The following is a 19,864-nucleotide window of genomic DNA, read 5'->3' on the forward strand; positions in this document are numbered from 1 at the left end:
AACCGTGCCCCGAGTCTTCGAGGTCACTTGGACCGAAATCAGCCAACACAGCTACACGATGAACACCGCGGAACTGGCCGCCGTGCTCGGCATCAGCCCGGTCGACCTCAAAGCCATGCCAGACGCCGACGTTACCTCCGCAGACACCGAGGACGCCGCCGACAACCTGAACGAATACTCCGAGGCCGGATTCGACGGCGTCTGCCGAGAAAACATCGAGATCACCGTCATCCGTAAACCGGCGAAGCCTCGCACATCCCGGCCCGCTGCCGGTACAGCCGAGCAGAACGACGTCGGCGACACCGCAGGGTCTACGCCGAGCCCGCAATAGCCCTCGCACCCATGCGACAGCCCGGGTCCGCAGGTGTCGGACCCGGGCTCTACCGTAACCGGACCCGCCCGGCCACCAGGCCAGGACAAGGAGCACCAAGATCATGACCGACCAGACGACGACCCCGGCCGCCGCACCAGTGGTCGACCCCGCACACGCGCAACCCTTCAGCAACCTTGAGGACTACCGCGCCGCGATCGAGCGGACGCAGCAGGCCGCCGCCGCGTACTACACCGGCAGCGGACTGGTCATGGACGACGCCGACTACGACGCCCTGGTCGCCCGCATCGCCGCGACCGAGGCCGCCCACCCGCAGTGGCAGGCCACCGACTCCCCGACGCAGGTCGTCGCCGGGCTCGGCGGCGATGTCGAGCACCGTGCCCCGATGCTTTCGCTGGACAACTGCTTCGACGAGGACAGCCTGCGGACCTGGGCCGCTCGGCTGGACAATACCCTGGGCCGGCCCGTGACCGCCTACACCGTGGAGCCGAAGCTCGACGGCCTCGCTGTCGCGGCGACCTACCGGGCCGGGCGGCTGGTGCAGCTCGCGACCCGCGGCAACGGCCGCACCGGCGAGAACGTCACCGGCCAGGCCCGGCTGCTGACCGGACTGCCCCTGCGGCTGAGTGAACCGGTCGACATCGAGGTCCGCGGCGAGGTGTACATGACTGACGCCGACTACGACGCCGGTAACGAGCTGCGCCTTGCGCACGGCGGGCAGCCCTTCGCCAATCCGCGCTCGGGCGCCGCGGGGTCGCTGCGGGCGCAGCGTGCCTACGACGTGCCGATGTCCTTCTGCGCCTACGGCGGCTACCTGCTGTCGGGGCCGCAGCCCGATACCCACTCCGCGGCGATCGCCTCCCTCGGCGTTCTCGGGTTCGCCACCACCGCGGCCACCACCGCCGGACTCGTCGTCTGCGGCAGCGTCGACGAGGTCGTGGCTGCGGTCACCAACCTCGGCACCAGGCGCGGTGAGCTCGGATTCGCCATCGACGGCGTCGTGGTCAAAGCCGACCTCGCCGCCGACCAAGCCCAGGCCGGCGAGTCCAGCCGGGCACCACGATGGGGCACAGCGTTCAAGTTCCCGCCCGACACCCGCATGACCGAACTGCTGGACATCGTCGTCCAGGTCGGGCGCACCGGAGTGATCACACCCGTCGCCGTCCTGAAGCCGGTCCAAGTGGGCGGTGTGATCGTGAAGTCCGCGACGCTGCACAACTTCGACGACCTCCAGCGACGCGACGTCCGTGTCGGCGACACCGTGTTCGTGCGCAGAGCCGGCGAGGTGATCCCGGAGATCACCGGCGCACACCTCGAAGACCGCCCCGCCCACGCGGTGCCGTTCACCCCGCCCACGGCGTGCCCGCGCTGCGGTGGAGACATCGACCGCAGCCAGAAGCGGTGGCGCTGCGACCGCGGCCGCGCCTGCGGGCAGGCCGAGCTGCTGCGTTACTTCACCAGCCGCGACTGCATGGACATCGAGGGCCTCGGGCCGAAGATCCTGGACATGCTGGTCGAACGCAGTCTGGTCACCGACGCGGCCGACCTGTACGACCTCGACGCCGTCACCCTCGCCAGCCTCGACCGGCTCGGGGACGTGTCAGCCAGCAGCCTGGTCGCGGCGATCGCCGCGTCCAAGACCCGGCCGCTGTCGCGGGTGTTCACCGCGTTGGGCATCGAGATGACCGGCCGGTCGCTGTCGCGGCGCATCGCCCGCCACTTCGGCACAATGGACGCGATCCTCGCCGCCGCCGCCGAGGACTGGGTCCGCGTCGACGGCATCGGCACCGGCCGGGCAACATCGATCGTCGTCGAGATCGCCGAGATCAGGCCGCTGATCGACCGGCTCGCCGAGCGCGGCGTCAACATGACCGAACCCGGCAGCCCAGCCCTATCGACCAGCGATCGGGCAAGCGAGCTGCCGTTGCGGCGCGCTGACGGCTCACCGATGACGGTCGTGGTCACCGGGAGCGTCCCGGGGCTGTCGCGCAACGAGAGCAACGAAGCTGTCGAGACCCTGGGCGGCAAGTCCTCCGGGTCGGTGTCGCGCAAGACCGACCTGGTCGTCGTCGGCGAAGGCGCCGGCAGCAAGGCCGACGAAGACGCCGAACTCGGGGTGACGGTGATGCCCGCAGAGCGGTTCGCTGAGCTGCTGGCCGCTCACCGCAACGGCGACCAGGCTGCCGTCGACGCCGTCATCAGCCAGACATTCGCAGCCGCCGGCTGAACGACCGGCTACGCCGGTCAGCCACCGCCGCTGCGTACACGCTCGCAACGCAGCTGGACGTGCCGCCTGCGGCATCGCACGACATCGATAGCGAACACCGTCGACGCCGCTGCCCACCGCGGCGGCGTCGACGGCTGCGCAAGCACTTGCCTGGCCGTGGCAGTCCACACGCCGCAGGGCCGAACACGGCCAGCGCTGCTGTCCGGCCGACGGCGCGACGCAACTGCCTTCCGCCCGATCACGCACGGAGGCCGATCCCCGATGCGCATCAGCCACACCCTGCAAACCATGCGGGACCGCTCACGTTGCCTTGCAACCCTGTCCACCCACGCCGACGAGCTGTACTCACTGGCGGCGCTAGCTGTCGTATCCCTGGAACTACGTGCCGTCCACCCCACCGCCGCATGGGTGATCATGGAAGTCGTTCCCAGCGACAGTCCTCGCTACGACGACGACTACCTCATCTCCACCATTCGCAATGCCGACGGCGAGATTCTGCTACGCACGACAGCAGGCCAGGGCGACGATGACGTCAGCGACCTGCTGCAAGAGTTCCAGTTCGAGGCCCGCGACGCCAGCCAGTACATCTGCCTAGGCAAGACGTCCTTCGGTATCGCCGACGCTGGCCTACCCTTCGCCGCCGGCGAAGAAATCACCGTCGAGACAGCCGCCAGGCTCAAATTCCACTGGACAGTACTCAACATCGACGACCTGCTCGTTGAATGCGATCGACGCATTCCCGCCGGCCAAGACCTCGTCCTTGTCGCACCCGGCGTCGGCAGCTGAGGAGCGACGACACCTGGACCGACCCCAACACCAACACCGCCCCCAGCACCCCAGAACCGTCAGACAGCGGACGGTATCGGCAGACCGGCGCCCTCCGGTCCGTAGAAGTTCGCGCAGGCGGCACCATTACCCTTCCCGGACAGATCTACCTGCCCGTCCGCTACGACGCCAGCCGACACCGGGGCGGGGCCGAAACGAACCCAGCCCGGCTCCGGCACCCACACTCATGGCGCTGGGTATACGAAACCGGCGACATCGACAGTGGACCGCCCTACGCACGTGACCTTCCCCTAGGTTTCACGCTCCTGCGTGTCAGCGACGACCACCCCGACCAAGGCTCGGAACACCGGTCGCTCATCGTTGGCCTGAGAGAACTGGACCTCGTCGCCGCGCAGCTGCCCGCCGCCATCATGTCTCTGCCGCCCAGCTGACCCGGGCGCAAAGCGACCCGAACGGAGCTTCAGCCACGTGGGCAGGGCGCGGGTCGACGTGCGACAACACAGCGCCAGCAGTCGGCGCCGGTCACGCCCTGCCTTCGACAAGCAAGGAACCGACCTTGAAGATCACAAACCGGACCGACCTCGGCCCACGCATTGTCGATGGCGCCACCTACGAGATCACCAGACTCGTCTGGCAGGACGGCGGCCTGTCCTACGAGGTGCACGACGCTGACGGCCAGGACCTGACCGCCGACGGATGCTTCGACGCCACGCCCACCGACGACGACCTGCGCTCACTGCCGCTCAGCCGACGCAGTTGCCCGCAGACACCCGACAACTGATCCGCTCGCCCAGCCACGCCACACCCGAGGACACGGCGGCCTGCTCGCCCCCGGACCGGGCGCTCACATCGGCAACCGGTGCCCGCCAACGCCGCCGTCGGCATTGCCGACATCAGAGCCTGGCGCCGTAATCCGGCGATCATGCTGCGACTCGGCCAGCCCCACGATCCCACACCCGTACTTCGCGGGACGACTCCGTGCCTGGCCGCAGACCACGCCCAGGCACCGAACAGGAACAACAATGGACGACCTCGACGGCGACTTCTTCGCCGAATGCGGCGCCATGGCGCTCGAACGCTACATCAACGCCACCCGCACCACCGCCATCAAGCTGTCTCGCGTGGACACGCTGCCCCACCCCGATCCGATGGCAAGCAGGCTGACCGCCGACGAAGCCTCGCAGTACCTGTCCGACCTGCTCTGCGCGATGATGTGCTGGGCCGCCCGAGAAGGCCTCGACTTCGATGAGGCCCTCACCAGCGCACCATGGCATCACTACGTCGACCAGTTCCCCTCAACCGCAGCAACACACGACACGCCCGCCAGACCGGCCGACCACGTACCACCGACGAAGGACACGCCGGTCCTGGATCACCTTCCCCGTTCGGTCACCTCAGACGGCGAAACCTGGCCTGTGCTCGCGGCCGTGCGCGCCACCCTAGACACCGCCCCCGCCGAGTTCGTCGTCATCGCCGACCGAGGATCGGAGTACGGAACCGCCCGATACGCCACACTTCGCATTCTGCACTGGCCCGCCGAGTCACCGAACCGACGTCACAATGTCGTCGTTCGTGATGGCGAATACGACCTGACCTGGGATGACGCCGTATCTTCGCTGGCCGACCGTGGTGGGCTACTCCCACGACGACGCATTGAGACGGTCACGTTCGTCCGAGAGCCGTACCACCACGACCTGGTCATCACCTACGTCGACGGGCACCCGTTCACCCAGGGACGGGACCTCACCGCCTCCGGCGTCGTGTGCCATGTCGACCTCGGCGACGAACCTGATCGTTGGGTGGCCGACGCCATTCGGGCCCTGGAAGCCCTGTCCCCGGCCACCAGCACCGACGCCGTTCGGCGCCTGCGCGCGATGGCCGCTGGCGAAGAAGGCGACCTCGCCAACCCTCCGCCGGCCGACCATGGGGACGAACACACAGTTCGCCAGCGGTTCTCGATCGAACTCGGCAACATGGCCGACCTATTCACGCTCACCGCTGACCACGTCCGCGACTGGCGAACACTTCTGGCACCGCAGTACCGGCACCGCCTAGACGCCACCGACCTCAACGCCTTCGTCAGCGACGCAGCCGACACCGTGTTGCGCATCTCCGGCGCCTATGCCGTACGCGTCTACCCGCTTTCACTTCCCGACGACGACAGCGACGCGATTGTCGTGGTCCATCTCGACAACGGCGACGCACGAGCCGCGTCCGCGCCCATCACCATCCGGGATGTGATCTCCGCCCTCGACGCCGACGAACCCGTCGAGTTCGCGACGGGTCTTCTCTCTGCCATCGTTGCGAAAGCTGCCGGCGCAGTGGAACGTGTCCTCGCCTCTGCACAGCAGCCAGGCGCTGAGCCCAGGTCTCAGGTCGACGCCCGAGACCGCTAACAGTTCAGGTGCGGGGCCTCGCAAGAGGCTCCGCACCGCACGAACGTCGGTAGGCGTTCCCAGGCGGCCGCATCCCCGCCGACCAGAAGGGAGATCCGCCCGGCAACATGTAGGTAGTGCCGTTATCCGGCGACGATCACGTCTGACGTCCGTCACCCGAGGAGAATCCTATGGCCTGGCACTTCATGCAGGCGGAGATCACCCCACCCGCCGCGACGTCCATGATTGGCCAGGGATCGATGCCGCGCGACCAGGCCCACACCGAAGTTCAGTCGCTGCTGGACCGCCTACCCGAAACAGCGGAGACCGCCGCAGCCTGGCGGTGGGAAGCCAAGAACCACACGATCTACCTCGGGCCCTTCATAAGGGCCCTGTTTGAGCACCCTGAAAATGAAGATCCACAGGTGGGCGCCCAGGCATGGCTGGACGACTTCTTCAGAAGCGTCCGCGCCACCGGCGCGCAGATCGAGGTTGCCTGGGAGCCACGGTGACAGATCATCATCGCTTACACCGCACGCAGCAGGAGATCATCGACGCCTACCAGGCTGGCGCCAGCATCAAACTACTCGCCAGCCGATACCAGGTTTCCAGGACCGCGATGAAGACACAGCTCGCCGAGTGGCGGGTGCCGATCCGAGGTCGGGCACAGGCAAGCCAGCTGGCAAACACCCGGCCGCAAAACCATTTCCCAGAGCCGACGGCGACCCCGACGGCCACGGTAGCTGGCGCAACTCGAGCAGAGCCCCGACGGCCAGCACCTGTTGTGCCACGAGTGCGGACAGTGGAAGCGCGCGCTGGGCACCCATGCCTGGCATGTCCACGGCCTCAGCGCCGACGACTACCGCCGCCGTCATGGTCTGTCCACTGGACAGTCTCTGGCCGCTGCCGCGACGCGTCAGCGGCTATCGGAGATGCCGCAGGCGCAGCCTGGCAGCAGCGGGAGGGCGGCCCTGGAGCGCCACCGCGACCCGGCACGAGCCCGTGCCGCGATGACGGCGGACGGACAGCACCGCGCCCAGCTGGTGGATAGACGTGCACACACTGGTGCCGTTGCCAGGCGGGGGCGGGCACTGACAGACACATAGCTGCATGCTCTGCACCTCGCCGTAGACATCGACGCATGGGCCCGCGTCGCACAGCGCCTCGTCGACGATGGGGTACGGCAGGCCGAGATCAGCCGAGCCACTGGCTTGCCGACGCCAACCGTTTCACAGCGACTCAGACGGCGGCGGTGATGATCACCGAGCCGTTGACGGCGCGAGACGTCATCTGCCGGCCCGTGGCACTTAAAGCTTTGCTCGTCCGTGTGGCCGCGGCATCCGCGGCCACTTTCAGTGTGGCGCATGGCGCAGGTTATACAATTTTTTGTTACCCCACACGGTCACTGATAGTAGCCATACACGCACGGGACGCCACGATCGCGGCGGCACGTCGAATGTGTTGGCGTGCTCCTCAGCTGCTCGTTGCTATCTCAGGGCCGCATGTCATCAGACTCCACCTGAGATGCAACGCGGGTTGTCGCATCCTTCTCGGCCGCATGGACGACCCCGTTCATGGAGAGCGGCATCCGATAGCAGTTCGCGGATCTCTTCCTTCGCCCACGCAGGCGGAACAGTGACAGCTTCCAGGTCGAGTGGCCGACCGGTGCGGGTCCGACGGCGGTCCGGTCTCCCGCCTTGCCCGCGTTCGGCGCGTGCGCGTTCCAGTGCTCGCTGATGAACGTCACTGGCTTCGATCTGCCGTGGCAGGCTCGCCGCCTGCATGACCCGGCGGACCCCCGCCCGCAGTCGGGCATCGCGTATGTCGCTGGGCTCTATCCGCTGCGGGGCACGCCCAGACATCCGCAGCTGGCGTTCATGCTCGGCGCGGACCATCCGGACGGCTTCGACGAGATCGACCGGCCACATCCGCTGGCGGCTGGCGGCGTAGTAACGCGACACTGCCTCCATGGCGAAGTGGTAGTCCAGGTGCCCAACAGCCTCGAACCAGGCCATGACGTCGGACTCGCCGATGGTCCGCGCGTCGAATGCGGCACACTTGGCCAGAACCTTGCCCATCTCGCTGAGTTTCATTACACACCCTCCGCGGCGGGCGGGCGTGCTATCGCGGCGGCTCGCCGCGACCGGAGAGCGGTGACCGATTCGGTGAGGTCGACCGGCCACATCCGGTCCTTGCTGTGGGCGTAGTAGCGGGTAACTGCCTGCATGGCGTCGTCGAAGTTGAGGTGGCCGACGGCCTCGTGCCAGGCGACGACCTCGTTGTCGGTGACGGCGCGGTTGTCGAACAGGGCGCATTTGGCCAGGACCTGGCCCATTTCAGCGTGGTTCATCAGATCTCTCCTCGTTCTTCCATGGCCTCGAACTTCGCAGCGACGGCCAGCCCGTCACGGACACGCAGGTCGGCGGTCGACAGCTGCGGCTCGGGGGTGTGGCTGGTCAGTTCGTCGAGCCAGCGGCCTTGTCGTAGCCAGGTGCCGGGGTGGGCGGTATATCGGGAGCCGCCGCGGCGGCGTTGGCCGTCGTCGCGGTAGCGGCCGGCTCCGGCGATGATCTCGTCGAGGTCGACGTCGGGATCGTTGGCGATCTGGTTCCAGGCTTTGCGGGCGTCCTGCTTGGCGACACGCTTGGGGTATGCGGCCCAGAACCGGTCGAAGGCTGCGGCGACCTCAGCCTCGAGCCGACGGGGACGGCGGTGTGTCACCGCTGCGGTGTGTTCGACCGCGGGTTCGACGGCGGTGCCGGGCAGCGGCAGCGCGGCGATGACCAAGTGTGTGTCCCCTGCTCCCTGATCCCTGTTCCTTGCTCCCTGTTCCCTGTTCCCTGCTCCCTGTTCCGGACGCTGGGGTCTCGCGTCACCTTCGCGAGGTAGCCGCGTGGCTCCGTGTACAGCCAGCTGCGTGGTGGCTGTCTGTGCTGGCCACACGCCTGTGCACGGGTCGATGCGGATGCTTTGGCGTGCGGGACGTCCGGTGGGATGGGTGCTGTCGTCGCGGTGCTGTGGTCGACGGGCGGTGCGCATGACGTACCGGCGGCCGTAAATGACGAAACGGATCGTGCGCCGGCGTGCGACACGCCTCGCGTACCTGTCGCGAGGATCAGAAGCAGGCTCCGCTGTCGGCCATGCCTCCATGTCGAGCGCTCTGGCCCGTCCAGGATCAAGTACCTCAGCCTCGGCAACGTCAGGTTGGGGATAGCGGGGTTTGCTGGGACGATCGATGCGCTGGTGTTCCTCCCAGTTGGTGACCTTGAGGTAGCGCCTGCCACCGACGATGTAGCGGACGATCAGGCCCTGTGCGGCAAGGCTCGCGAGGTCGTCGCGAGTGCTGTCGCGGGCTTCGCGGGGGTCGGGTTCCAGGGGGTAGACCTCACTGGTGATGAGGCAGTGGTTGTCGCGGCCGACGCCGTTGTCGTCGACATAGGTCCACACCCCGGCGAAGGTCAATCGAGCCCGGATCGGGACTCTCGCGAGGGTTTCGCTCGTCCAGAACTCCGGTTTGATGGTCCTGATTCTGCCCATGCGGTTCTCCCTTGCGTGTTCAGTTGTCGCCGCTGAGCCGGCGCGCGGACCGTGTGGTCGGGGCGCCGGCAGGTGGTGGACGGCGTGGTGCTGCGGTCCACCTGTTGTGGTCAGGGGCGGTCTTTGCCAGGGTCGGTGGTCAGGTCGGTCAGCAACTGCTGAGCCAGGCGTGCCGTGGCGTCGGACAGTTCGAGGCCTGCCTGGTGCAGGTCGCGGGTCAGGACGGCCAGGCGGTGGCCGACGGCGTCGGCGTCGCCGTGAGCGGCTGCGGCACGCATGGCCCGGCAGGCCAGCTCCTCCGACAGCGGGTCGACGGTGCACGCCGCGTTGAGCAGCGCGCGAGCCTGGTGCGGGTCGGATTCGGCGTACATGGCCGCGGTCTGGGCGTAGATGTTCAGCACGGCCCGGCGTACGCGTTCCTCGTCGACGGTGCTCCACTCATACAGGCACCCATGGGCGAGTGGTCCGGCGATCTCAGCGAGGGCGGCGTGCAGGTGCTTGAGGCGGTGCTGGTCATCGGGTGCGGCGGCGACCTGGGCGTATTCGTCGGTTATGGTCCACCAGTCGGCGTCGACCAGGTCGGCGTTGAGCCGGTAATGGCCGCCGGAGTTGATGACCGGCTCGATCCGGCTCCCGTCGCCCGACGGGCCGGCGACGGTACGGATGACCTTGCGGAGGTTCGCCACGTCGGTGGAAAGCCGCTCGCCGGCGCGGCTGACGGTGGCGTCGGGGTAGATCGCCTCCATGATGTCTTCGATCGCGGCGCCGTCGCGGTGCATGACGAGGTAGACCATCAGCTCCCGGGCGGCGGTCCGCAGTCGTGGCGCGGGCCGGCCGGCTTGGTCCAGGACGGCCGGCACGCCGAGGACCTTGATGCGCACCGGTGACTGCTGTGCGCGTTCGGCACGCGGCGGCCGGACGGCCGGCCTCGGTGCGGCCGGGACCGCCAGGTGCGCCGATGCCGACGGGTCCGGTGCCGGTACGGCCGTGTCGCCGTGGGCTTCGCGCAGGACGGCGAGGGCTTGGGTTGCGGTGCTGGTGTCCAGCACCGCCAGGCGGCGGCCGGGGGCGTCGGTGGTGCCGTCGGCGGCGACCTCCAGGGTCGTGCCGCGGGGCCATTCGCCGATGATGACGGTGCCGATGCCCACGGACTCCCCCAGCGCGACGGCGGTGGCCAGCCGGGTGTGCCAGCGCGGATCGGGGGTGCCCGCGATCAGCAGCAGCTGCGGCAGCGGCTCGGCGTAGGCGCCGGGATTGTGCAGGTCGGCTGCTTCGGTGGTCTGGGCGTCGGCGATGATCCGCGACCGGCGGATGATCTCTTCCTCGAGATGTGCGACGGCCTCGCCGATGGTGTCGGTGACGTGCAGCCGCCGGATCGGCGTCATTACCCCGGCGGCGCCGCCGAGCAGCATCTGCAGGGTGTCGGTGGGCATGACCGCGCGCCCCTGGGCGTCGGGGTCCTCGCGGTGGCCGGAAGACAGGGTGGCCACGAGCATGCCGCGGGCTGCGTCCAGCGCACCTGGCCCCACCAGTCCCAGACCGGCGGTCAGCGGCAAATCTCCGGCACCGGCGAGCTCGGCGCCGGTCGGGCCGCTGGTCACAGCGCCGCCAGCGGGTGTTGTGCGGGTGGCGGTACGGCGGCGAAGGGCGTGCCGGATCCAGCCGACGAACGCCGGTAGTGCAGGCAGGTCGGGGGCGGCGCTCAGTTCGACGGTGACGGTCTGCGGGATGTAGTGCGCCCGGCGGCGCCGCCACACCAGGGCGGCAGCAGCGGCGAGCGCTGCGGCGAGTCCGACGGGTGTCCAGCCGCCGGGCAGCTGGACACCGTCACTGCCTCGGCTCGCGGTCGGTGTCGACCCGTCATGCTGTTGCTGCGAGGTGTCGACTGAGGCCAGGCTCGGTGTCGGCTGCGGCGCGGGAGCAGGTAGGGCAGGCAGCGGACGGGTCGGTTCGGTCGCCGGGCTGGGTTGCGCGGCTGTAGTGGGTGCGTGCGTTGACCTTGCTGGAGTGGCGGCGGCCGGGGGCTTGGCGTCGTCGGGCAGCCGCAGGTCCCACTTGGGGTAGATGAGATCGCAGTCACGAAGGGTGCCGCCGACTTTGGCGTAGTGGCGGTGGAGGTTGAGTTTGCAGATCTCGGGCCACCGGCCGGAGTCGCCGAGCCACTGCTTAGCGATCTTGGACATGGTGTCGGTGGGCCGGACGATGACGTGGTACCGGTGTCCGCGCACCACGAAGCGGATCTCGGTGTTCTTCCCGCTCGCCGCGATTGTGCCCGGCGTCGGCGCGGGTGCCGTCGGCAGCGCGGCCGGCGACGGGGCGGTCGTCGGCGCCGTCGTCAGGATCTGGGTAGCGGCCATGGCCGGCGGTGCCGTACCGGTGGGTGCGGCCAGGGCCTGCGCCGGGGTGGCCAGCACACCGGCGATGAGCAACGCGGCCAGGGCACGCAGCGGACCTCGACTGGCAGCAGTCGGCCCGGTTCTCGGGTTGCGGTCTCGGCGGTGCAGCGCGCCGATGACGTGGGCGGTGAACTGCACCCAGATGATCCATCCGGTGATCGCGGCCGCGTCGGCGTAGACGGTGTCGGGTAGCGGGCTGGTCAGCCACTGCCCGACCTCGGGCCCGGTCGGCACATGATCGGGCAGGGGCCACCCGGCGGTGGCGGCTAGCAGCCAGGGCACGCCGATCAGCAGTGCGAGCAGGGCCAGGAGGCTGGCCGCGCGGACTGCCAGGCGTGGGACGGCGGGCATGGTCAGGGGCCTCCTATCGGGTCGGCGGTGAACGGTTGGGCAGCGGCGGTCGCGGTGACGGTGACCTCGCCGCCGATGCCGAAGATCGCCAGCAGCGGCACGGGCTGCCGGCTGGTCGCGGTGACGGTGATCCGGTTGGCGGTGACGGTCGCTGTCCCGGTGGCGCCGGCGGCTGTGAGGTGGGCCTGGGCTGCGGCGCCGGCCGGTCCGGGTTGCAGGACGAGGTCGCCGGTGTTGCGATAGACGGTGAGGTCGATGTGCTGGACTCCGGCGCGGGCGGCTTCGGCGGCGAGGTTGGCCGCGCGGCTGCGGGCGGCTTGGACCTGCGCGAGCGCGACGACGGTGAGGGCGAGGGCGACGGCCAGGACGCTCATGGCGGCGGTCCATGCCGATACCGCGCCGCGGTCGCGGCGGCTGAGGCGGTGGGTCATGGGGTGGGCTCCTGTCGCCAGAGGTCGATGGGACTGGTCGCGGTCTGTGCGGTGGTGATCTGGCCGGGTAGGCCGATGCCTGTCAGGTGGTGCAGGTCGGCGGTGCAGGTCACGGTCACGGTGACCGCGCCGCCTCGAACGAAGCGGCTGGTGTCGACAGCTACGGTGACGGTCTGGCACAGCCCGGACAGGGCGGTCGTGGCGCTGTCGCGGGCGGCGGCGTCAGCCAGCGCCGGGGTGCGTTGGGCGGCGGCGGCACGGGCGGCGGCCGACGCGGCGGAGGTGACGTCGATGTGGGCGGCGCCCGCGCGCAGGCACACCAGGATCAGCACCACTCCGGCAAGCAGGATCGGCACGGCGAGGGCGAGTTCGACTGCCGTCGAACCGCGGTCGCCAGCGCGCTGCCGCCGCCGTCGTGACGCCGGTTGTCGTGCACGCCATGGTCGTTGCTCGGCGTTGGGCATGGGTCACCTCCCTTCAGCTCGACGGTCAGGGTGTCCAGCGTTCGGTGGGGCCGGAGGCGGTGTGGGCCACCGCCAGGTCGCCCAGCGGGGTGGGAATGGTCGCGGTCACCGTCGCGGTGGTGTTCTGCGGGTCTTTGGTGACGGTGACGTGGATGCCGGTGGCGGCGCCGCCGAGGTCGTCCATCTGCTGCCAGGCGTCGGCCTGTGCCGTGCCCGGGTCGCCGCCGACGACGCGGGCGGTGTTGACGGCGGTCTGCGCGGCGGCGCGGGCGGCGTAGGAGGCCTGGGCCCAGACGAAGCCGTACCCGACCGCGGCCAGCAGCAGCACGAGGATCGGGGCGCCGATCGCCCATTCCACTGCTGCGGCGCCGCGGTCGGCTCGGCGGCGCATCAGAAGCCCCAGGTGTTGAGGACCGCCACGACCCTGGTCCGGTAGGCGATCATCACGATGAGGACGAGTGCTGCGGCCAGCCCGATGGCGATCGCGTACTCGGTCGAGAAGGCGCCACGGTCACTGGCGGCCAGGCGCCGAAGCCGGGCGGTGATGGAACGGATGGACTTCATCGCGGTCTCCTACAGGGTGTCGAATGCGGCGGTGATCAGGAAGATGGCCAGAAGGCCGGCCAGCAGCATCAGCGGTGCGGCCATGCGTTCGGTGGCCGATGCGGCGCGGCTTTCGGTGTCGGCGATCAGCTTCTGGGCGAGGGTCTCGGCGCGGGCGGTGATCGCCGCCCGGATACGGGTGCCTTCACCCGACGCCAGGCGCAGGCTTGTCGCCAGCTGCCGCAGAGCAGGGACCTGTAGCCGGGTGCCGAGGTCGTCGACGGGCTGCCACAGCGGCAGCTGCCCGGCGCGGGCGGTGGCCAGAGCGGAGCGGATACGGTCGGCGGCCCAGCCTGTGCACACCGACGTGGCGTCGCGCATCGCCTGCTCCACACCGGCTCCGGCGGCCAGCGCCGGTGCGACGAGGTCCAACAGCGTGGACAAGGTGTGTTCCATCAGCAGCCGACGTGCCGCAGCGGTGCGCCGCGCCCGCATGTTCGGCAGCCAGAATCCGGCGGCGGCGCAGGCCAGGCACAGCCACGTCGGCAGCACCCACCCGGGTCCGGCGCCGGTCAAACCGAGCAGGGTGAACAGGGCCGCCGGTGCGGCCAGCCCGATGACGGCGTAGGTGAGCTGCCGGGCGACGTGGGCGGCAGGGTCGGTCTCGCACACGGCGAGGTCGGCCAGCAGCCGAGCCGGCGGCAGCCCACGCTTCTGCAATGTCTGGACCAGGCGGGCCTGCACGCTCGGCCGCTGGGCGCTGACTCGGTGGCGGATCAGTACGGCGGCCAGGGATCTGCGGGGCGGGAACAGTCCCCAGCCGAGGACGGCGAGGCCTGCACCGATTCCGGCACCGGCCAATGCGATCTTCTCGATCATGATTGGCCTGCCCAGGTCGGGTTCTGCCACTGCGGCACGGCCATGGCGCCAGGCTGGCTCGTCGATGTGAGGATGCGAGGCATGTCATCGATGGCCGCCAGTCGGTGCATCCACCACAGACACAGGCCAGCGCCGGCACCCAGCAACGCCAGCCGCAACTGGCCGCCGACGGTGGCGTACCCGGCGAGGAAGTCACCGGCCAGCAGCTGCGTCCCGACGACGACCGCGACGATGACGACGGTGACGATCCGGGCCGCCGACCGGCTGCGAGCACGGGCGGCCGCGATCCGCATCCTGGCTGCGGCCTGCCGCCGCGCGGTGACCGCGACCGCGTCGAGGCTGGCGGCGATGTCACGCGCCGGACGCGTGGCCGCGTACAGCAGCACGGCGGTGACCAGGTCCACGGTCGGGTCGGCGAGGTCGTCACCGAACGTCCGCAGCGCCTGCTCCAGCGGCCGACCACGACGCAGCTGGGCGCCCAGCTCCGCGAGCTGCGGCGCGAGCGCGGTCGGGGCGGTCTGCGCGGTCTGCATGACGGCCTGGTCCAGGCCCCGGGCTGCACGCATGGTCCCGGCGAGGTCCTCGGCCCAGGACGCGACGGCTTCCATCCGGGCCAGGCGCTGCTCATGTCCACGGTCGGGTCCCAGCGCGCGAGGCAGTGTCAACACGGCGACGGCGGCCAGCAGCCCGCCGACCGGCCAGCCAGTCAGCACCGCCACCACCAGGCCACCCGCAGCGGCCAGTACCGCCCTGGTCGTGGTCACCCCGGCACGGGCCAGCACCTGCCGACCCCGCACCGTTGCCTCGTGCGATTGCGTGCGGCGTGTCCGCAACGCGGTCAGGATGACCAGGACCCCGGCAGCGAACCCGGCCGCGAACAGCATCGCCAGCGCTCGCATGGTCACCACCCGCCGCTGGTGTCCAGGACCCTCGGGTCGAGTCCGGCGGCGATCAGGTCTGTGGCGGTCTCGGCCCGCAGCGGCGCCGCCGCGACCGCGCGCCGGTCGGGGCCGGGGGCGTAGACCTCGTTGGTGTAGACGTCACGGCCGTCGGCGTGCAGGACCTCCCGCACGCTGGACACCACCCGCGTACCGTCCGGCGCGAACGCCAGGTGGACGATGAAGTGGACGGCGCCCGCGGTCAGCATCGCCGTGGACTCGAAGCTCAGCCGCTCCGGTGCCTGCGCCGCATACGTCATCAGACGGGTGATCGCCTGTGCCGAGCTCGAGGCGTGAATCGTCGCCAGGCTCCCGTCGTTGCCCTGTGACATGGCGTTGAGCAGCGGCAGCACCTCGCTGCCTCGGGCCTCACCGACGATGACCCGGTCCGGGGCCATCCGCAGTGCCCACCGCACGAGTTCCGCCTGGTCGACCGCGCCCTGTCCTTCCAAGTTCGGTTCCCGGGCCTGCAATGCCACACAGTCGGGGTGGTCGGGGTCGGAGTCCAGCGCCAGCTCGTAGGTGTCCTCGATCGTGATGATCCGCTCCCGGGACGGGATCGCTTTGGCCATCGCCCGCAACATGGTCGTCTTGCCGGTGTCGGTGCCGCCGGCGATGACGACGTTGCGGCGCGCAGCCACGATCGCCGCGAGCAGCCTTGCCAGGGGGACGGTCATCGTGCCGCGGGCGACGAGGTCGTCGAGGGTCACGCGCAGCAGCTGGTGGCGGCGGATCGACAGCGACGGCCGTCGGGCCAGGGCCTGGACGGCGAACAGGCGGGCGCCGTCGGGTAACTGCAGAGACAACCGCGGCTGGCCGAAGTCGAACCGCCGCTCCTCGCCCGTGCCGTCGCGGCCTGCGGCCAGCAGCCGGATCATCTCGATCAGCTCGGCGTCGCTGGACGCGACCGGGGCCACCTGCGCCTTGGTGCCGTCGGCGTAGCGCACCCACACCTGATCGGCGCTGTTGACGAAGATGTTGCTGATCCGCGGGTCGTCCAGCAGCAGCTGCAGCCCACCCGCCGGGGTCAGCAGCCGGATCGCCTGCGCTTTGGCCGCCGCGATCACCGACGCCGGCGCCAACGCCCGGCCCTGTTCGAAGGTGTCGGCGCCGAGGTCGTCGATGACGGCGTCCAACAGCCGTCCCAGCTGCGCGGCCCACTGCTCGGCCGGCAGACCGTCGAGTTCGACCAGCCGGGAACGCACGCGCTCGCGCAGCTGCTGCGCCAGCATCAGTTGCCCGCCATCGCCCATGGGGACGCTGGTCGCGTCGGCGGTGCTCAGCTCACGGGCAGGATGTGCCACGGGTCGTCCTCCTCAATGTTCCGGCTGGATTCGGTGTCGCCGCCAGTAGCGGTATTGGCGGCGGGTTCTGGCGCCTCCTCCAGGTCGTATGGGCCGGGTTTGACCAGCGGACCGGCCTGTACAAGTGCCTGGGCGATCGGCGCCGCTTTGCGGAAGAGGCTGAACAGCCGCCAGTGCTTCCACCACCGCTCGCCGCGCAGCAGCGGGCCAGCAAGCCGGTCGCGGGGCACCTGGCCCAGGTGGGGCAGCCCCACGGCGCTGAGGATCTCGCCGTTGCCGAACGGCCCTGAGCCGACGGTGGCCAGCCACACCTTCGCGCCGGTCGCGGCTTTGACCGCGTCCGCGTGGCCCTGCACAAGCGCGAGTTCGGCCTCCACTGGGCGGGCGACGACGATGACGTGGTCGGCGGCGGCGAGGAATCCGCCGCACGGGCCGCCGCGTTCGATCCGTCCGACGTCGGCGATCACGACCTCGGCGGTCGGGATCGCGCCGGCGCGGTCGGCGGCGACCTGAGCGGCTCGGCCGTTGTCGCGGGCCTGTCCTGCCACGACGTCGACGCCGATCGGCAGGCGGATCGCGTGCTCGCGTGCCCGCCAGTCGCTGCCGCGGCTCATATCCTGCGCCAGCGACCACAGGCCTGGGATCTCGAAGAACTTCCAGTGGGCGCCGATCTGGCCGCCGGCTGGGTCTGCCTCCAGCAGCACGGGTTTGGACTGGTCGCCGGGCCAGGTCGCGGCGAGCGCGAGCGCGAGGGTGCTGGCTCCGGGTGAGTTCTTGAGGCTGCCGATCACGATGAGCATCAGGCGGCTCCCCACACGATGATGGCCACGTCGGTGCTGCGGGGCACGCCCAGCAGTGGGGCGTCGGCGGCCAGGACGAGGACGGTTACGACCGACCCGGACTGGTCGGCGGAGGTGGTGACGGCCATGACCGTGCCGCGGACCTGCACTACTGCGGCACCTGCGCCGGTGTGCGGTGCCGTAGGTGAAGGTGTGGCCGTGCCGAGACTCGGAGGTTTGGTCCCCGGGGTTGCGGTGGTGGCGATGCCGGGGGCGGTCGCTGGGGTGACGATGCTGATCTGCGCACCGGGGACGACTCCGGCGGGCAGGTGGCCCTCGTCGACGCCGACGGCGATCAGTGCCTGACCGGACGGCGGCCAGTCGCTCGGGCCCAGCTGCGACGGGGCGAGTAGCTGACCGGCGCGCAGCGGCACCGCCGCCGCACGCCCGACCACCTGGTCCAGGTCTGCGGCACGCACCAGCGGCAGGCCGTCGTCGGCGCCGACCATGACCTGACGGAGGTCGGCTGCGGTCAGCTGCTGCCCGGCCGCGACGTCGCGGGCCGCGGCCAGCGCCGGGGTGCGGTCGTCAATGCGCCCGTAGACCTGCAGCGACAGCAGCACGCAGACCGCGATCAGCAGCAGGCCGCCGAGCAGATGCGCGACCGGAAGCCGCCGCGGCGCGACGGTGGGAGGCGTCGGCGCGCTCATCGGGCACCGCCGACGTTGAGGCCCTGCACCTCGGCGACCACCAGCGGCACGGTCGTCGTGGTCGTGACGGTGCCCGCGGTGCCGGACATGCCGGCTCCGGCCCAGGTGACGTCCCAGGTGACGGTCGCCTGCAGCGGGAAGGTGCCGCCGGGCAGCGCGGCCGAGGCACGGGTGTAGGTGTGCGAGCACGCCGACGACCCGAGCGGGTCACCGCCGGACCACGCCAGCCCCGGCCCGGCGCAGACCAGGCGGCTGCCGTCGCCGGGCAGCCACGTCACCGACACCGGCGTCGCGGTCGCGGTGATCGACGCCCCTCCCGTTGACGCGGTGGCCCGCGACGGCTGCCAGGTGACCGCGTCGACCCACAGCCACGTCGGCACGTGCACGATCGGCACCGCCGGTGGGCCCGGGTTGATCCGCACCGTCGGCGCCGGCGGACGCAGCGCGGCCAAGGCGGTCGCGCTCAGCGGACCGGCGCCGGGGGCGTCGCTGTCGGCGAACCACACCTGCGAGTTGCCCATGCCGCCGCCGGCGAACGCGCAGTTGCGGGAGTACCACGCTCCCGGCCGTGGGCCGGCGGCTGGCGGCGGATCCTGCTCGGCCTTGCGCTTGTAGCGGCAGCCGTCCCGGTGCAGCCAGCCGAAGTCAGGGTCGTAGCACGGGACCTCGTCGCCGTTGAGCCAGCACCGCATCCGGCCGCCACCACCATTACCACCGCCGTCGGTCACGACGATCACGACCACCGTGCACTCGTCCGGCCTCGGCTGGACATCACAGGTCACACCGCCGCCGACGTCGGCACCGGCGGCTTGGGCACCGGCGAGCGACGCGGCCACAGCAGCGGCCAAGCCCAGCGCGGCGGTACGCATCTTGAGGGTCAGCACGACCCCACCTCCCCGAGCTTGATCTGGTTGACCCGCCACACCCCGTCGGCGGCGAGGGCGACGGTGGCGGTCATCTGGCGACGGCCGCCGGGGATGTCGGCGTAGGGCTGGCCATCGGGCCGGTACAGGCGGGTCGCTGAGGTGTCCATGCAGTCGGTGACCGTCGCCTGGGTCGGTGCACTGACCGGATAGGTGCCGCCGATCTTCGGTGACAGCGCCGTGGTGCCGGTACCTCGCAGGCCCGCCTCGCTGCTGGAGCGCACGGCTCTGGTCAGCAGCTGCAGCGCCGGGCCGTCGGCGAAGGTCCGCAGGTCGGGTGTGTTCGGGTCACCGGCGGCGAGTGCCTTCTCGTAGGAGCGCCACATGCCGATGTAGGCGGCCACGGCCAGCTCGCGCGGCTGCGGCGACGCCGACGCCGACGCCGACGGCGTGCCGGGCGGTGGTGCGGTCGTTGCGGGTTCCGATGTGCAGGCTGCGACGCTCGCAGTAAGTAGTGCCGCGACGAACATGCCGGTCCGACGTGGTCGCATCCGGTCACCCCCAATGTGTTCGGTTGTGGCTGCGTGCCCGCGGAGCCCTGCGGGCACGCAGCAGTAAGGCGCTCGACGGCAGGCCCTGTACAACACCCGGCAGGCGGCGCCCTGCCATCATCATCAGATGAACGACGGTTTCGCAATACAAAATAGAGTTTTGCTTTACAAACTTTAGTTCGGACGCGCGAGTGTCTTACCTCGGCCGTTGTGGATTCCCAGTAAGCCTGCGCAGTGTCCCAGCTAAGTTGAGCAATTCTGCTCATTTGTCCCAGTTGATCTGCGCGATCGATATCAACGAGCTGCGTCTCCTCGGCACGGAGGGCGGGCGGCAGCGTGCTGATGATCCGATGGACAGCGTGGGGGGCCTTCGGCACCGACCTCGTGCGGACCAATCGG

General features: G+C 70.2%; 22 protein-coding genes. 7 read left to right on the forward strand and 15 right to left on the reverse strand.

Features of this window, described 5'->3' with window-relative positions; translation table 11 throughout:
• Positions 1-4: 4 nt before the first annotated feature.
• The 7 genes from AB0B66_RS10635 (at position 5) to AB0B66_RS10665 (ending at position 6,825) form a co-directional block, all read left to right on the forward strand.
• Entirely contained in the window at positions 5-331 is a 327-nt protein-coding gene (locus AB0B66_RS10635; RefSeq protein WP_360526193.1) for a hypothetical protein, read from the forward strand.
• A 103-nt stretch (positions 332-434) separates the two neighbouring features.
• Positions 435-2,558, forward strand: coding sequence for an NAD-dependent DNA ligase LigA (ligA, locus tag AB0B66_RS10640; RefSeq protein WP_360526196.1), 2,124 nt, complete (start codon positions 435-437; stop codon positions 2,556-2,558).
• Between the two features lie 261 nt (positions 2,559-2,819).
• Complete coding sequence (locus tag AB0B66_RS10645; RefSeq protein ID WP_360526199.1) at positions 2,820-3,344, forward strand: hypothetical protein; 525 nt, start codon at positions 2,820-2,822, stop codon at positions 3,342-3,344.
• A gap of 556 nt (positions 3,345-3,900) precedes the next feature.
• Positions 3,901-4,125: a hypothetical protein gene (locus AB0B66_RS10650; RefSeq protein ID WP_360526202.1), complete on the forward strand. Its 225-nt coding sequence runs from the start codon at positions 3,901-3,903 to the stop codon at positions 4,123-4,125.
• Between the two features lie 241 nt (positions 4,126-4,366).
• On the forward strand, positions 4,367-5,740 hold the full coding sequence (locus AB0B66_RS10655) for a hypothetical protein (protein ID WP_360526205.1): 1,374 nt from the start codon (positions 4,367-4,369) through the stop codon (positions 5,738-5,740).
• A 170-nt stretch (positions 5,741-5,910) separates the two neighbouring features.
• On the forward strand, positions 5,911-6,231 hold the full coding sequence (locus AB0B66_RS10660; RefSeq protein WP_360526208.1) for a hypothetical protein: 321 nt from the start codon (positions 5,911-5,913) through the stop codon (positions 6,229-6,231).
• A gap of 231 nt (positions 6,232-6,462) precedes the next feature.
• Entirely contained in the window at positions 6,463-6,825 is a 363-nt protein-coding gene (locus AB0B66_RS10665; protein ID WP_360526329.1) for a MucR family transcriptional regulator, read from the forward strand.
• Between the two features lie 402 nt (positions 6,826-7,227).
• Here the strand turns inward: AB0B66_RS10665 and AB0B66_RS10670 are convergent, their stop codons facing one another.
• The 15 genes from AB0B66_RS10670 to AB0B66_RS10740 form a co-directional block, all read right to left on the reverse strand.
• The gene (locus tag AB0B66_RS10670) at positions 7,228-7,812 is read right to left on the reverse strand and encodes a hypothetical protein (protein WP_360526211.1); all 585 of its coding nucleotides are present in this window, start codon (positions 7,810-7,812) and stop codon (positions 7,228-7,230) included.
• Positions 7,812-8,069, reverse strand: a complete 258-nt coding sequence (locus tag AB0B66_RS10675; protein WP_360526214.1) for a hypothetical protein — start codon at positions 8,067-8,069, stop codon at positions 7,812-7,814. Before AB0B66_RS10675 ends, AB0B66_RS10670 begins: the two co-directional genes overlap by 1 nt.
• Positions 8,069-9,256, reverse strand: coding sequence for a hypothetical protein (locus AB0B66_RS10680; RefSeq protein WP_360526217.1), 1,188 nt, complete (start codon positions 9,254-9,256; stop codon positions 8,069-8,071). The genes AB0B66_RS10675 and AB0B66_RS10680 overlap by 1 nt, the downstream gene beginning before the upstream one ends.
• A 110-nt stretch (positions 9,257-9,366) precedes the next feature.
• Complete coding sequence (locus AB0B66_RS10685; protein WP_360526220.1) at positions 9,367-12,003, reverse strand: hypothetical protein; 2,637 nt, start codon at positions 12,001-12,003, stop codon at positions 9,367-9,369.
• Between the two features lie 2 nt (positions 12,004-12,005).
• Positions 12,006-12,434: a hypothetical protein gene (locus AB0B66_RS10690; protein WP_360526223.1), complete on the reverse strand. Its 429-nt coding sequence runs from the start codon at positions 12,432-12,434 to the stop codon at positions 12,006-12,008.
• Positions 12,431-12,898 carry a TadE/TadG family type IV pilus assembly protein gene (locus AB0B66_RS10695; protein ID WP_360526226.1) on the reverse strand — a complete coding sequence of 156 codons (468 nt, stop codon included), beginning with the start codon at positions 12,896-12,898 and terminating at the stop codon, positions 12,431-12,433. Before AB0B66_RS10695 ends, AB0B66_RS10690 begins: the two co-directional genes overlap by 4 nt.
• A 25-nt stretch (positions 12,899-12,923) precedes the next feature.
• Complete coding sequence (locus tag AB0B66_RS10700) at positions 12,924-13,289, reverse strand: TadE/TadG family type IV pilus assembly protein (RefSeq protein ID WP_360526229.1); 366 nt, start codon at positions 13,287-13,289, stop codon at positions 12,924-12,926.
• On the reverse strand, positions 13,289-13,462 hold the full coding sequence (locus AB0B66_RS10705; protein ID WP_360526232.1) for a hypothetical protein: 174 nt from the start codon (positions 13,460-13,462) through the stop codon (positions 13,289-13,291). Before AB0B66_RS10705 ends, AB0B66_RS10700 begins: the two co-directional genes overlap by 1 nt.
• A 9-nt stretch (positions 13,463-13,471) precedes the next feature.
• A complete protein-coding gene (locus AB0B66_RS10710; RefSeq protein ID WP_360526235.1) occupies positions 13,472-14,320 on the reverse strand; it encodes a type II secretion system F family protein in 849 nt (282 codons plus the stop codon).
• Positions 14,317-15,219, reverse strand: coding sequence for a type II secretion system F family protein (locus tag AB0B66_RS10715; protein WP_360526238.1), 903 nt, complete (start codon positions 15,217-15,219; stop codon positions 14,317-14,319). Before AB0B66_RS10715 ends, AB0B66_RS10710 begins: the two co-directional genes overlap by 4 nt.
• 2 nt (positions 15,220-15,221) lie before the next feature.
• Complete coding sequence (locus tag AB0B66_RS10720) at positions 15,222-16,562, reverse strand: ATPase, T2SS/T4P/T4SS family (RefSeq protein ID WP_360526241.1); 1,341 nt, start codon at positions 16,560-16,562, stop codon at positions 15,222-15,224.
• Positions 16,538-17,362, reverse strand: a complete 825-nt coding sequence (locus tag AB0B66_RS10725; RefSeq protein WP_360526244.1) for a hypothetical protein — start codon at positions 17,360-17,362, stop codon at positions 16,538-16,540. The genes AB0B66_RS10720 and AB0B66_RS10725 overlap by 25 nt, the downstream gene beginning before the upstream one ends.
• Positions 17,362-18,051, reverse strand: coding sequence for an SAF domain-containing protein (locus tag AB0B66_RS10730; protein WP_360526247.1), 690 nt, complete (start codon positions 18,049-18,051; stop codon positions 17,362-17,364). The genes AB0B66_RS10725 and AB0B66_RS10730 overlap by 1 nt, the downstream gene beginning before the upstream one ends.
• Complete coding sequence (locus AB0B66_RS10735; RefSeq protein ID WP_360526250.1) at positions 18,048-18,935, reverse strand: hypothetical protein; 888 nt, start codon at positions 18,933-18,935, stop codon at positions 18,048-18,050. The genes AB0B66_RS10730 and AB0B66_RS10735 overlap by 4 nt, the downstream gene beginning before the upstream one ends.
• Positions 18,929-19,465, reverse strand: a complete 537-nt coding sequence (locus AB0B66_RS10740) for a hypothetical protein (protein WP_360526253.1) — start codon at positions 19,463-19,465, stop codon at positions 18,929-18,931. Before AB0B66_RS10740 ends, AB0B66_RS10735 begins: the two co-directional genes overlap by 7 nt.
• Positions 19,466-19,864 lie beyond the last annotated feature (399 nt).

Origin of the sequence: Catellatospora sp. NPDC049111 (assembly GCF_040648615.1) — a bacterium.
Classification (GTDB): domain Bacteria; phylum Actinomycetota; class Actinomycetes; order Mycobacteriales; family Micromonosporaceae; genus Catellatospora; species Catellatospora aurea.

Excerpts from the sequence above, each read along its gene's own strand:
- AB0B66_RS10680 (WP_360526217.1), bottom strand. The coding sequence starts at position 9,256 with ATGGGCAGAATCAGGACCATCAAACCGGAGTTCTGGACGAGCGAAACC.
- AB0B66_RS10715 (WP_360526238.1), bottom strand. The coding sequence starts at position 15,219 with ATGCGAGCGCTGGCGATGCTGTTCGCGGCCGGGTTCGCTGCCGGGGTC.
- AB0B66_RS10690 (WP_360526223.1), bottom strand. The coding sequence starts at position 12,434 with ATGACCCACCGCCTCAGCCGCCGCGACCGCGGCGCGGTATCGGCATGG.
- AB0B66_RS10645 (WP_360526199.1), top strand. The coding sequence starts at position 2,820 with ATGCGCATCAGCCACACCCTGCAAACCATGCGGGACCGCTCACGTTGC.
- AB0B66_RS10670 (WP_360526211.1), bottom strand. The coding sequence starts at position 7,812 with ATGAAACTCAGCGAGATGGGCAAGGTTCTGGCCAAGTGTGCCGCATTC.
- AB0B66_RS10695 (WP_360526226.1), bottom strand. The coding sequence starts at position 12,898 with ATGCCCAACGCCGAGCAACGACCATGGCGTGCACGACAACCGGCGTCA.
- AB0B66_RS10705 (WP_360526232.1), bottom strand. The coding sequence starts at position 13,462 with ATGAAGTCCATCCGTTCCATCACCGCCCGGCTTCGGCGCCTGGCCGCC.
- AB0B66_RS10700 (WP_360526229.1), bottom strand. The coding sequence starts at position 13,289 with ATGCGCCGCCGAGCCGACCGCGGCGCCGCAGCAGTGGAATGGGCGATC.
- AB0B66_RS10740 (WP_360526253.1), bottom strand. The coding sequence starts at position 19,465 with ATGCGACCACGTCGGACCGGCATGTTCGTCGCGGCACTACTTACTGCG.
- AB0B66_RS10730 (WP_360526247.1), bottom strand. The coding sequence starts at position 18,051 with ATGAGCGCGCCGACGCCTCCCACCGTCGCGCCGCGGCGGCTTCCGGTC.
- ligA (WP_360526196.1), top strand. The coding sequence starts at position 435 with ATGACCGACCAGACGACGACCCCGGCCGCCGCACCAGTGGTCGACCCC.
- AB0B66_RS10675 (WP_360526214.1), bottom strand. The coding sequence starts at position 8,069 with ATGAACCACGCTGAAATGGGCCAGGTCCTGGCCAAATGCGCCCTGTTC.
- AB0B66_RS10725 (WP_360526244.1), bottom strand. The coding sequence starts at position 17,362 with ATGCTCATCGTGATCGGCAGCCTCAAGAACTCACCCGGAGCCAGCACC.
- AB0B66_RS10685 (WP_360526220.1), bottom strand. The coding sequence starts at position 12,003 with ATGCCCGCCGTCCCACGCCTGGCAGTCCGCGCGGCCAGCCTCCTGGCC.
- AB0B66_RS10710 (WP_360526235.1), bottom strand. The coding sequence starts at position 14,320 with ATGATCGAGAAGATCGCATTGGCCGGTGCCGGAATCGGTGCAGGCCTC.
- AB0B66_RS10660 (WP_360526208.1), top strand. The coding sequence starts at position 5,911 with ATGGCCTGGCACTTCATGCAGGCGGAGATCACCCCACCCGCCGCGACG.
- AB0B66_RS10655 (WP_360526205.1), top strand. The coding sequence starts at position 4,367 with ATGGACGACCTCGACGGCGACTTCTTCGCCGAATGCGGCGCCATGGCG.